14 protein-coding genes are annotated in these 12,227 nt (G+C 48.9%); 1 reads left to right on the top strand and 13 read right to left on the bottom strand.

The genetic code is table 11. The annotated features are described in order from the left end of the window. Positions 1–5 precede the first annotated feature (5 nt). The 7 genes from IX31_RS20790 to radC form a co-directional block, all read right to left on the bottom strand. Positions 6–851: a DUF4942 domain-containing protein gene (locus IX31_RS20790; RefSeq protein WP_034461534.1), complete on the bottom strand. Its 846-nt coding sequence runs from the start codon at positions 849–851 to the stop codon at positions 6–8. Between the two features lie 73 nt (positions 852–924). After that, the gene (locus IX31_RS20795; protein WP_034461536.1) at positions 925–1,122 is read right to left on the bottom strand and encodes a DUF957 domain-containing protein; all 198 of its coding nucleotides are present in this window, start codon (positions 1,120–1,122) and stop codon (positions 925–927) included. 29 nt (positions 1,123–1,151) lie between these two features. Beyond that, entirely contained in the window at positions 1,152–1,643 is a 492-nt protein-coding gene (locus tag IX31_RS20800) for a DUF5983 family protein (protein WP_034461537.1), read from the bottom strand. Then, positions 1,640–2,020 (bottom strand): TA system toxin CbtA family protein, encoded by a 381-nt coding sequence (locus tag IX31_RS20805; protein WP_034461539.1) that lies wholly within the window; start codon positions 2,018–2,020, stop codon positions 1,640–1,642. The genes IX31_RS20800 and IX31_RS20805 overlap by 4 nt, the downstream gene beginning before the upstream one ends. Before the next feature lie 68 nt (positions 2,021–2,088). Then, complete coding sequence (locus IX31_RS20810) at positions 2,089–2,436, bottom strand: type IV toxin-antitoxin system YeeU family antitoxin (protein ID WP_034461541.1); 348 nt, start codon at positions 2,434–2,436, stop codon at positions 2,089–2,091. 30 nt (positions 2,437–2,466) lie between these two features. Further along, complete coding sequence (locus IX31_RS20815) at positions 2,467–2,688, bottom strand: DUF987 family protein (RefSeq protein ID WP_034461543.1); 222 nt, start codon at positions 2,686–2,688, stop codon at positions 2,467–2,469. 9 nt (positions 2,689–2,697) lie between these two features. Then, on the bottom strand, positions 2,698–3,177 hold the full coding sequence (gene radC, locus IX31_RS20820) for a RadC family protein (RefSeq protein WP_034461544.1): 480 nt from the start codon (positions 3,175–3,177) through the stop codon (positions 2,698–2,700). 468 nt (positions 3,178–3,645) lie between these two features. Here radC and IX31_RS20825 point away from each other — a divergent pair, with 468 nt between their 5' ends. Next, positions 3,646–4,776, top strand: coding sequence for a GGDEF domain-containing protein (locus IX31_RS20825; protein ID WP_034461545.1), 1,131 nt, complete (start codon positions 3,646–3,648; stop codon positions 4,774–4,776). A 38-nt stretch (positions 4,777–4,814) separates the two neighbouring features. Here the strand turns inward: IX31_RS20825 and IX31_RS20830 are convergent, their stop codons facing one another. The 6 genes from IX31_RS20830 to IX31_RS23680 all read right to left on the bottom strand — a co-directional run bounded on the left by IX31_RS20830 (position 4,815) and on the right by IX31_RS23680 (position 12,066). After that, positions 4,815–6,422 carry a mechanosensitive ion channel family protein gene (locus IX31_RS20830; protein WP_051880791.1) on the bottom strand — a complete coding sequence of 536 codons (1,608 nt, stop codon included), beginning with the start codon at positions 6,420–6,422 and terminating at the stop codon, positions 4,815–4,817. 202 nt (positions 6,423–6,624) lie between these two features. Further along, positions 6,625–7,413, bottom strand: a complete 789-nt coding sequence (locus IX31_RS20835) for a hypothetical protein (RefSeq protein ID WP_034461546.1) — start codon at positions 7,411–7,413, stop codon at positions 6,625–6,627. A 51-nt stretch (positions 7,414–7,464) separates the two neighbouring features. Next, the gene (locus tag IX31_RS20840; protein ID WP_034461547.1) at positions 7,465–9,444 is read right to left on the bottom strand and encodes an alkyl/aryl-sulfatase; all 1,980 of its coding nucleotides are present in this window, start codon (positions 9,442–9,444) and stop codon (positions 7,465–7,467) included. Positions 9,445–9,748: 304 nt separating this feature from the next. After that, complete coding sequence (locus IX31_RS20845) at positions 9,749–10,930, bottom strand: OmpP1/FadL family transporter (protein WP_034461548.1); 1,182 nt, start codon at positions 10,928–10,930, stop codon at positions 9,749–9,751. Positions 10,931–11,086: 156 nt separating this feature from the next. After that, a complete protein-coding gene (locus IX31_RS20850; protein ID WP_034461549.1) occupies positions 11,087–11,293 on the bottom strand; it encodes a hypothetical protein in 207 nt (68 codons plus the stop codon). Between the two features lie 653 nt (positions 11,294–11,946). Beyond that, entirely contained in the window at positions 11,947–12,066 is a 120-nt protein-coding gene (locus IX31_RS23680) for an autotransporter adhesin family protein (protein ID WP_241767210.1), read from the bottom strand. Positions 12,067–12,227 lie beyond the last annotated feature (161 nt).

Genomic DNA, 12,227 nt, shown 5'->3' on the forward strand with positions numbered 1-12,227 from the left:
CTGAGCTACAATGCAGCCAGTATCCTTGGATAGTGTTTCGCGATAATGTCGTTCATCTTCTCGATCAGGTCGGGGCGCTTGAAGGTGAGATGTCCCGAGCCTTTCTGAAAGTAGCGTATCGAAAGATATTCATCCTCGTACACGTTACTGTGCTGTTTGCTTATGTGATCATCTAACCTGATGCTGAGTTCATAACGATTCTCCGGGACAGGTTTACCATCCAGCAGATTTAGCATCCGATCCAAATCTGACAACTGCTCGCGTCTGCGTCCATGACGGAAATGAAATCCCCAGCGGTCAAATTGTACCAGACCATCAATGATAATCTTCTTTCCGAATTTGCAGGGGCAGTTGCTCTTATAGTCCCAGCTTAGTCCTTTAAACACGTTAATGATCCCTCGTTCGAATACTTCCTCTTTACTCTGATGTAATTGCTCAAAGGTGCTGAGGATATTCGCTTCACTAATGGCTGGAATATCATCTCTCTCCAGGTTGTTGTACCACTGGTCACGCGCCTGCGCGTCCATCAGCGCAATCATGCCGGATTTCTTCATCAAATCGCGCCAGATGCTACGGTCAATATTGCACGTGATGACTTTCATGGCTGTTTGTTCTTTCTCAAGTAACCAGCAACCACGGCGGAAGTCCTGGCGCATTGCCCAGTCAATGGCTGCTTTACCCCCAATACTTTCTGTTAGCGCAGAGATATCAGTGAGCTGGTGGAGCACCGACTTAATTCGTTCCAGCGCGTTATTGCGCCCGGTAACGATACGCTCAATGCTGGTGGAACTGATAAGCTCGGTATGGTCCGTCAGTACGTCGGGCTCAACGGGAGTGCGTTGTTCAGACATATTTCTTTCCTTTTGTATAGACGAAAAACGCCAGCCGTGTAAGGGCCGGCGTTTATGCAGTTCTGTCAGGGGATCACAATTTATTGGCGTTGCGTAGGAGCTGGAGATGGCGGAGATCCCGGACATCGTTCCTTGCCTGCTGGGGCAAGAGCGCAGCCGAGTCGGCTTTGTCCTCGTCGTTATCGACGAGGAGTTCTGATCCGCAGTCGATATTGTCCTGAAGCCAGTCAATCAGGATATCCATCGCCGCTTCGGTGGTGAGTGCCGGCATGGGATTACCTGTTACTTATGTGAAATGATTTACCAGTCGAAGGTGTCAAAGCCCGGCAGCACTTCACCAAAGGCATCAAGATGAATGACGCTCAACGGGTAGCGGCGCATCAGGGTGACGATTAACCGACGGCAGGCTTTAGACAGTCCACGTCGTTTCAGTTGCAATACAGGGAACGTCCAGGCATCCGGACGAATGAGATAGCCCGATCCGGTATACCCAATCCACTCAGAATCGTCAAAATCCTGTTGTTGTCGCGACAGTCGATGCAGCAGATCATTATCCTCGCGGGTGATATGTGCGGTACTGCACTGGATGCCGTTATACCGGCAGCTTACCGGTAGGGGATCTTCAATCAGTAACTTTCCGGGTGCATCAGCAATACGAAGCGAGTAGCCGTTATCGCAGACTACGTCGATCAGTTCGGACAACGAGATCCCGTCGATATCAACGGCGATCCGGCCCATGTTGAGGGCTAGTACGCTGATGGCGTCAGCTTCAATGTTCAGGCTGACTTTCATTGCCCTGACTCCTGTGAATATTGCCCGGTGGTGATATCGGTAATGGTTTTGTAACCCTGACGGTTCATCAGCCCGGTGGCATGGCGGGCGCGGAGTATATCGATACAGCCGATTAACGGAGATTGCTCAGCCACGGAGAATCCGTGGCGGTCAGTACGCACCAGGTCATACTTTTCGACAATAAAATTCACGGCATCACAGAGTGAGATACCAGCATTGATATGCTCCTGAATTGTGGTTTCATTGCTGAATGGCGTATCACCCAGCGTCAGACCGTAGTGCTGCGTGAGCAAGTGTGCCAGCAGCAGTTGCCAGACAGCGACAGGTGACGGACAGGACTCAGCCGCCCGTTGATAAGGTGAAGATGGTGTCTGCATTGTGTTCTCTTTCTGAGGTTAAGCGAAGATAAGTGGCGATATTGCAGGGGATGTTGTGGGTACTGCAGTTATGCTCCCGCTGTCTCGCCCGGGTAAATGGCGAGATAAACGTAGCCACAGGAGCCCAGTGTGTCGGCTTCACAGATAAGGCCGTTGTGATACAGCGTGACGCAGTGCTGATGGCGTGGCTTGAGTTCGCCAGAAACGAGCATCAACTCCAGTTGCTTAAGCATTAGCGGAAAAGCCTGGTCAAGTTGTCGGGCGGTAGCGTCATTGAACTTTCCGGTGATGCTGGCCCGGTCAGTCAGGTAGTGCAGCCGGTAGCCTTCCTGCACCAGGCGTGCGCCAAACATCGGCGCAACGGGCCGCTTTAACCCCCACTCAGGCGTGGAAGTCTCTGACGTTGTATTGTTCACTTGAGCTCTCCTTTAAGTCACAGTATGGGATTAATTGAGGGTGATGCTGCGCAGCACCACATATGGGCCATGGCGGTCCTGGTGACGTTCAGCGAATACGGCCAGCACGCCGGCGATATCCTGAACTTCCCGGTCGTAGTAATGGCAGATGCTGCCGGACCAGTGATATTTCCCGGTACAGAAGCGAAACAGCCGGGCCTCAGGATGCTGGCGGTATATCGTCATCGCCTGACGTTTGGGGATAATTTTCATGATTGCGCCTTACAGTAATCCATGTTCAGCGAAAGAGAATATCTGCCTGCTGCCAACAATCAGGTGGTCGGGAACCCGGATTTCCACCATCATCAGTGCCTGCACCAGTCGCTGGGTAATAGCCTTGTCTGCCTGGCTCGGAGTCACTTCCCCGGACGGGTGGTTATGGGCAAAAATCACTGCTGCCGCGTTAAAGTACAGGGCGCGTTTCACCACCTCGCGGGGATGGACTTCAGTGTGACTGATAGTGCCAGTGAATAGCGTTTCGTGGGCAACCAACTGATTCTGGTTATTGAGGTACAGCACGACAAACTCTTCACGCTCAAGAGTTCCCATTTTCAGCCTGAGCCAGTCGCGAGTTGCCTGTGTGGAGGTGAATGCCACACCCGGTTCACGCAGGTGTTGTTCAAGCAGAACCAAGGCTCGCTGAATGGTACGCAGTGCAGGTAACGGCAGCTCAGGTGTAAAAAGAGTGATTTGTTTATCCATAGCAAATCTCCTTAATTAAAGGTGGTAAGGATGGCACTGGGTTCGGCACGACAGGCGTGATGGCCGTATTCGAGGAGGAAGATGGCAATATGATTGCGAAATGCATGAGGAAACGAAGCCAGTAATGATCCAATGACTCTACCCAGTCACAGTGTTAAAAATAAAAATCCCGCAATCCAGTGAGGATGCAGGAGGAGGCATGGAGATAATATCTATCTGAAATAATTTAGAAAAATGGATATTTATCAAACTCTATTATGAGATTTATCCGTACAGATATTTCTTGAATACTATGGTCCGCTTTGTGCTGTGAGTTTAACGGGTTGACGCAACTCTACTATCTTTAAATAAAGGGGGGAGTAAATATAAATAATACTGACCTGTTTGATTGTTCTGCATGAAACGCCTGTACTGAGAGATACCTATATTACACTGTCTGGTAATTATTCTTATATGAGGCAAGCAGGGATGGAGCAGCATTCGAACGATAAGCGCCGTACTTTTAATACTGCAAGGCTGTGGCAGAACCACAGTGATATGGTCAGACAAGCGCTGTCAGTGAGTATTCCATGGTTCACATTTGTGAATGTCAGTTTTGCGCTAATCATTTTATTCCGCAATGTTCTCTTCAGTCACTTTGACCGGTCGCTCGACGCACACACTGGAATATTGCCGTTTATAGACGAAATTACGGGCGGCATTATTGCTTTGTCGCTTCTGTTGATGCTTTTCATCTATCGCTTCCCTGCCCGGTTTATACCTCTTTGTTTAGCGATGTTGGTGACTATCAGTCTGATGTGGAGTTACTGCATCTATTGCTTTATTGTCTGGTGGCAACTGCCTTTTACCTGGCCCCTCAGTGTCATCCTTATGCTCGCCGCGCTGGCAGCGCTTTATTATCATCCACCAGCCCTGTTACTTTTTATCATTCCATTATGGCTGACTACACTGCTGGCCAGCGTGAAGCTTAACCAGGGGATTAACGTCCGGTTTTTATTGGTCTGGCTTACTTTCACCGCCATTCTCATTTATGGTCGCTTTATCCTACAACGCTGGTTTGACGAAGCCTGGTTGCGTTATCAGGAGAACCGAATGCTAATCGCGCGGCTCGATGTTATGGCTCACCAGGATGCACTAACCGGGACTGCTAATCGGCGGTCAATGGAAAACTTTCTTGATGATGCTCTTCTGCAGGCTGAACCGTTTGCGCTGCTCATGCTCGATGTGGACTATTTCAAACGCTATAACGACCATTATGGTCACCAGGCTGGAGATGCATGCCTGGCAAAAATAGCCGACCTGATGAAGGCGTCGATACGTACTTCGGCAGATTTGGTGGCACGTTATGGGGGCGAAGAGTTTATCATTGTGCTGCCGGCAGCCTCTATGGATGAAGCTGCGCGGGTGGCTGAACGTATTCAGACGAACCTGCGTGAGACCTCACTGCCACATGCAGCATCGGAGGTTAGCGAAACGGTCACAGTCAGTATGGGCATCACCCTTTCCAAAGGCGGTGACAGTGCTTCCGGCGTGATTGCCAGAGCGGATGAAGCCCTTTATCGGGCAAAACAACAGGGACGAAATCGTTGGGTAAAGTAAAACCTGTCGCACAGTGCTGAACTCGGCCGTTTGGCATCTTATTTTTCTTTTTCTCCCGCAGGAGGGGCAAACCAGTTCGACTTTGTCACGAGCACAGGCTGCTCGGGCTGGCTGATGAAATTAGGTGACATGATCTGCACGCCGAATTCGTTAAACACATCCTGTATATGGCCGTGGAGAGTACTTCTGACGCCAGCCAAAGACTCACCCGCTTTCAGCCGTACCTGGAGTTCATACGCCACATACCAGTCCTGCAGCGCTAACTGCCGTACCAACGGAGGAATGTCGCGGTTAATTCCGGATGTACGGCTTGCAGCAAGTTCCAGCATGGCTTCAACCTGTCGCCACGGCGTGTCATAACCAATGGTGACACTGGTCGTCATGTTGACGCCTTCGCCTTTAAGCGTTGCACTTAAGTTCACTATTCTGCCGCTAACGACCACCGCGTTGGGAACCGTCACCTCGTAGTTTTCCCTTGTCAGAATTTTGGTAGCCAGCATACCCACTTCACTGACAACCCCCTCATGATCTGCAATCCTGATGACTTCACCTTTACGCAGTGCACGGGAATAGGTCAGAACCAGCCCGCTCATGGCATGATTCATCACTCCGGCAGATCCCAGTGTGAGCATCAGGCCGAAGAAAACGCTTATCCCTTTGAAGGCGAGTGAATTAGCCCCCGGCAGAAACGGATAGGCCGCTGACAAAGCAAATAACCAGATGACTACGCTGATAAGCTTGCGGGTCACGCCAACCGTGTCCGGGTGCAACCCAGGCAGATGTAATTGTCCGGTTTCAACTCGCCTTAGCACCAGCCTCAGCAAACGCGTTACCAACGCTGTGATGATAAATATCACGACCACAATGACCAGACCCGGTAGAGCGGAAAGTGCCGCCAGCCCCATCATTTGCAATAGTCCTAGCGCATAACTTCCCAGTTCCATGCCCCAAATGCGCGTCCAGGGAAACAGCCGCAAAACCCAGCTTATCCAGATGTAAAAGGCTACGAGGATGGCAGTAGTAAGAACGACAGCATATAGCCGTACCTCAATCGGACCGAGAAATGCGCGAAGCTCGGCAGAAATAATGCTTTTCCGCTGAGCGCGCCGCACGGTATATACGCGTTTCAGCCAGGCATAGGATCGCAAAGAAAACCAAATGAATGCGGCAATCACCAGTGCGCCCACGAGACTTTTGACCGAGGAGAGTAACAGGTAACGCGAAGAGTACTGTTCAGACAATGAGAGACGTAGCGTGTCGAGACGCAACCTGACGCGCTCCGCCGATTGTGCAAGCGTCAGGTCATCCCCTTCATCGAGGTCTCCCTGAGTCAGTAACATAAAGGGTTTGCCGTTAACAGAAAAAAGCACCGCAGGCTGTCGGTATCGCGTCACGCCATGAGTAACAACCGGCTGAGCCAGGTCATTATCATTGAGCGAGCGCAAGATCGTAACGATACGCTTAACCCGCTCCTCTGGCGTGGTAAGCCCAAATTTTGCCTGTAGCATCACAACGGGTTGATTAAGCAGATACAAGGTACGCGCCTGTTCCTGTGGGGAAGGTGCCTGACGTGGCTCAGCGCCTATTGCGTCGCGAAAAATGAAAAGCAACAGACAAATGCATAAACCCATTAAACCTTTGATCATCCTTCCTCCCGAAATCCGTCACTACCCGGTGGTACATCAGTCAATAAGGCAGCCGTCAAACGATCCTTTAAAATTATCAGGTATACAAAATCAGAAAGCGTGTATCGGGTCCATACAGGTAGCATCAGTACACATGAACGGGTACCGCTACCCAAAGGGCAGCGGAAATATAAATCGCTGGCAAGCGTGAACCACAAACGGATTAATTCAGGAACTGAAGGTTTAACCCGAAGAAAATCTGCCAGTGAGGCTGCCCAGGACCGCGGTCTGCAACCGAGCCTTGAGGCTCTACAAAGAAGTTATAGACGGTTTTACCCTGCTTAATCACCTGTCCAACGCCTAAACCCATCGGAACACTGTAGCTGTCATTCTGAAAGTTGTAGACCCAGATAGGTGCCGCTCTGAGATAGGTACCGCCGCTCAACTGATAGAATAAAAATGGCTGGAAAGTACCAAGATTTACATCGCTGCGGTTGTCTTCTCCCGCAAAGCTATGCTGCCATGAGGCAAGATAACCGTACTGAAATTTCGGCGAACTGGCATTGAAGAGCACGTTAACCAGGCCCGCAGACCATTTTTCTGTGCCCAGTGCATCCTCTGTAGACGTTGGTGCCGTAATCTGCGGACCGAAACCAAAACTCACTGCGGGATTGCCGGTATCAATCAGCCAGGACGCAAACAGGTTAAGATCGCCTAATCCTGTTTTATGCCCACCGGACGGCGCAACCGGATAGGTGTTAATGGGTAATGAACCTCGCAATAACCATTTATTGTCACCTAATGAAAAAGGCTGCGCATAACGGAACCAGAACTGATTGGCATCCTGGTCAGTACCACTGACATCTCCGATGTAATAGTTCTGCATATTAAATGCAGTCATATTCGCCAGAGGGTTATTTGCCTGTGCAGCATCCGGAGCATGTTCTTCAGCAACTACATAAGATGAAACAAGGCATAAAAATGAAGGAAAAATCGAATATGAAAGACGCATATGATTACCTGAATTAAATCCCCTGCAGCACTGAAGCTGCAGGGGGCTTATTTATGGTGTGACGATATTGAACCAGAACTCAAATTTGTCCATATAGCCCAACATCTCATCAAGCTTGGCACCGTTGCCGGTGACTTTCACTTCGCCTTTATCTTCAGCCTGCTTCAGGGTTTCTTCTTTCAGGATGATTTTATTCAGCGTTTCACGGTTAAGCGCAATGGTGGCATCTGCGTCTTTCGCTTCAGCACCAGCAGTATGGTTCAGTACTCCATTTTCCAGCTCCAGCTTGTACTTGCCGCCGTCGCTACCCAAATCGATATTAAACACTGCTTTGGCGCTTGCCGCTTTTTCACCGTTGATGTGAACACCAAGGTAATCGAAGAACATCTCCGGTGACATGGCTTTCACCGTATCCGGACTTGCCGTATTTGGCGTCGGCAATTTCTGAACTCCATTACGCAGTTCCTGCGCACCAGTCAGATAGAAGTTACGCCATGGCCCAGATTCAGCCTGGTACCCCAGTTGTTCGAGTGCGTCAGCTTCCAGATTACGTGCTGCCTCGTTATTTGGATCGGCAAACACAACTTTGCTGACAACCTGTGCAACCCAGCGATAATTACCCTGTTCGTAATCTGTTTTCGCTTTTTGCAGGATGTTGTCGGCACCGCCCATGTACTCGACGAATTTCTTCGCTGCTTCTTCTGGTGGCAACTCATCAAGTGTAGCCGGGTTGCCATCGAACCAGCCGAGATACAGCACGTAGGTCGCTTTAACATCGTGACTCACTGAGCCATAGTAGCCACGGCTTGCCCAGGTTTTAGCCAGGCCATCAGGAAGTTTGAAGTTGGCAGCAATTTCATCCCGTGTCAGGCCGGTGTTAGCAAGACGTAAGGTCTGGTCGTTAATATAGCGGTACATATCACGTTGACCTTTCATCAGGTTAACAACGTTTTCATTACCCCACGTTGGCCAGTGGTGCTGAGCCATAATAATTTCAGCTTTGTCACCCCAGCGGTTAATGGCTTCGTTGATATATTTCGACCATGCCAGCGGGTCACGGATCTTCGCTCCACGCAGTGAATAGGTGTTATGCAGGGTGTGGGTAACATCTTCCGCAGCTTCGATGAGTTTTTTCTCTTCGACGTACCACAGCATTTCGGACGGCGCTTCAGAGCCTGGAGCCATCAGGAAATCATAGGTCAGGCCGTCAATCGTCTCTTTTTGTCCGGTTTTAGTGATGTAATTTGTCGGAGCGATTAATGTCACTGTCCCAGCAGAAGTCGTTGTACCCAGACCTGCACCCACCTGGCCTTTAGCATCCGGCTTCAACAAATTGCCATACATGTAACTGGCACGGCGGCTCATGACGTTCCCCGCCATAATGTTCTCGGACACCGCTTCGTCCATAAAGCCCGCCGGGGCATAAATCTTTACTTTACCTGATTTCACATCAGCTTCGTCGACCACCCCACGCACACCACCGTAATGGTCAACGTGACTGTGGGTGTAAATCACTGCAACAACCGGTTTATTGCCACGATTTTTGAAATACAAATCCATACCGACTTTTGCTGTTTCAGCAGAAACCAGTGGATCAACGACAGTAATACCCTCTTTACCTTCAATAATAGTCATATTGGATAAATCGAGATTACGGACCTGGTATACACCATCGGTCACTTCAAAAAGACCGCTGATGTTAATTAATTGGGACTGACGCCATAGACTAGGGTTAACACTATCCGGCGATTTATCACCTTCTTTAATAAAGACATATTTCTGTGGATCCCAGACCACATTACCCTGCTCACCTTTTATGGCATCAGTGGGAATTGCAGCAATAAAGCCTTTATGTGCGTTGGTAAAATCAGTGTTGTCAGAGAAGGGGAGTTGGTTATAGAGCGCATCGTTGGCTTGTTTTGTTGATGCCGTTGCCTCTTTGGGGAGTTCTTGTGCAAACAACGGCGTCATTACTGTGGATGAAAGCAGCCCTGCCAGAGCAAGGCTTCTGACTATTAATGTAAGTCTCATTTCTTTTCCTCATATGTGAACGCTCAAATAACTCAGACTAACCGAGTAGTTACATCGAGTAATAAATCATTGGTTCAAATAACATTTAGGACCATGGAGTATTATCATTTTTAAATATAACCAAAGAGTTATATTTCGCCATATTGGAATTCAAAATATTAATAATTTAACTTTTTCTGGTTGGAAATTGTCTGGAGTAAAGTCATATGTTGGTAATCTGAGTTCATCATCGTTTAACCAAAAAAAGACATGATTTCTATCGAATTCGGTATTTATAAGCACTGAATTAAGGGCCTTTAAATAATCAGAACAGATAACTGTAGTTGACGCTGGCAAACCACAGGTACGGATCGTCATAGCTGCCTTTCAGGATTGCCGGGGACTGCACCCGAGAAGACTGCATATGCAGGTATTCCACGGCGATACCAATATTGCTTGCCTGACTAAGTTGATACTGCGCACCGGTGGCAAAACGCCATTCGTCGCCAGTTGGCAGGGTTAACGCCACATCACTCTGATCTTTGTATAACGTACTATCAAATGCCACGCCGGCATTGAGACGCCACGCTTCAGTTGGACGGTATTGCACACCCAATGCGGTATGCCAGGTATCCTTAAGGCGGCTCGTTTTGTCGAGCGCCTCACCTGCTACGGTAATCTGTGGCGCACCAAACTGGCTCCAGTCCTGCCACCCAAGATCGCCCATTACGGACCACTGTTTATCAATATCATGTACCAGGCTCAGCATGATTTGCTGGGGTGCGCGGACTTGCGCACCGATGGGTAAGGTGAAATCCACATTTGGCAGGTTTGGGAAGCGCGCCTGAGCATCAATATTAAAATCGTAATCGGTTTTACTGTTCCAGGTGATCCCCGCACGGGTTTGCTCAGTAAGCTCCATCAGCAAACCGAGGCGATAGCTCATCGCCCAGTCGTGGTCTTTTTGCGTTTTATCATCACCATCAACGTTACGCGTCAGCGACAAGAAGCCATAGTTGGCATTCACCGATCCTCCGATGGAAACACGATCGTTCAGTTTCCATGCCAGAGAGGGGCTCAGAGTCATGGCAAGCATGGTGCTCTTTTTGATTAACCTGTCCCCAGCCCAGTCACCAAAATCTATCCCCAGACCATAGTTTCCATACAGACCAATGCCCGCATATAAATCATCACTGACTTTTTGACTATAGAAGCTGCTGGCATTAGGGAAAAGCTTCATGACATTACCCGGGCTCTGTCTGGAGTTATCTAACTGATAGTTAATATCTCCCCCCATGACCTGTAGACCGCCGGTAAACATACTATCCGGCAAACGGGTCATACCGGCAGGATTGGTGACAATGGTAGAGGCGTCCTGAGCGCGAGCTGCCTGCCCGGCACCGGCCAGTGCCGTATCTTCGGTACCAATCTCATAAAAATAAAGGCCACTTGCGTGAGAAAATGAGGCTAACAACAGTCCTGAACACGCTACGATGCTCTTTTTCATGTGCCACCTGTTTCTAAAATAACCGCTAAAAGGCTGGAGATATCCTGCGGCCCGAAGTGAGCCGCAGTTTAATCAGAAGCGAATTTTCATCCCAACAGAGGCTAATTATTAGCTTCTACCCACACCGAAGCCGAGCGGCCGTTCGGGCAATGCGATTCATGAACGCTCTGTTTTTTCAAATCGACAGAGTGACGTCCGTACCGCTGCCGTTAGTCCTGTGGCAATATTAGGTATTGCGCAAAAAATATTCAGTTCGGTGTCTTCGGCGTAATGTTTTGCCAGCTGCTGACCGTCAATGGTAAACGCGTAGCCCGTCTCTTTTACTGCATCATAAACCGGTAGAAACAGGTAGTTCGGCTCCATGTCACATCTAGCGCGCTTGCCGTCGGGCCATAAACGCCAGCAACAATCAGCGCAGTAGTTAATAATTTTCGGCCTGTGCGTCCGGTCTTGCAACGGGAATAAAGCTGTTCGCCACATGGCTCCAAACCAAACGATAAATACTATTCATAGGTTATTTCTGTAGGTCACATAGGGAAATAGCGCTTTGACACAAATGAACAATAAGAAACACTTGTCGACATACTTGAGTAACATTAGTACATGACTGAGCATTTAGGAGGTGGGAGCTAAAAAAGTCTTATGCAGCGGATGCTTTTATGTAATGTGCAGGCTCCTTGAAGAAACAGGTGATATGCCTTCATGCAACGGGATGCTGGTTACATCTGTTCCTCGTTCAGAGTAGACCTTAATCCAGCCCCCACAAATTCGGGTTGGCCTATATGCTGAATGCCGTTAATGTGGAGCTGGCACCCAGCAGAATGCGAATGTATGGATTGAGTTTCATATTCTTTCCTTAATAAAAGTGAACGTGTTTTATTTTGCGGGCTAAGTCGTCGCTGGCGTCCAAACCGGCTTAGACATCACGCACGCCTTAATGCAAAAAAGCCCCTGCTGCGTGAGCAACAGGGGCCTGGCGTGGTGATGTGATGCCCTTAAATGGGGCAGATACGTTATCAGAAAGCGACGTTCAGCGTCGCCTGACCATTGTAGCCATTCGCACTATAACCGCTGACCCATGCAGGTAATCCGGAAAGCAATTGTCGCAAAGGCTGAGACGGATCTTTATGTTCCATAACATCTCCTCTGATAAATAAAAAAGCCGGATCGCAAGAATCCGGCCAATAGTTGGGTATGTTCATGGATGTAATATCTATCTGAAAATATTTTAAATCTGAAATCAGCTATCAATTCAATTTTTAAAAATTTCAGTTGTTATTTTAGATAATTAACTCTA

Source organism: Buttiauxella noackiae (assembly GCF_000737905.1).
GTDB classification, from domain to species: domain Bacteria; phylum Pseudomonadota; class Gammaproteobacteria; order Enterobacterales; family Enterobacteriaceae; genus Buttiauxella; species Buttiauxella noackiae.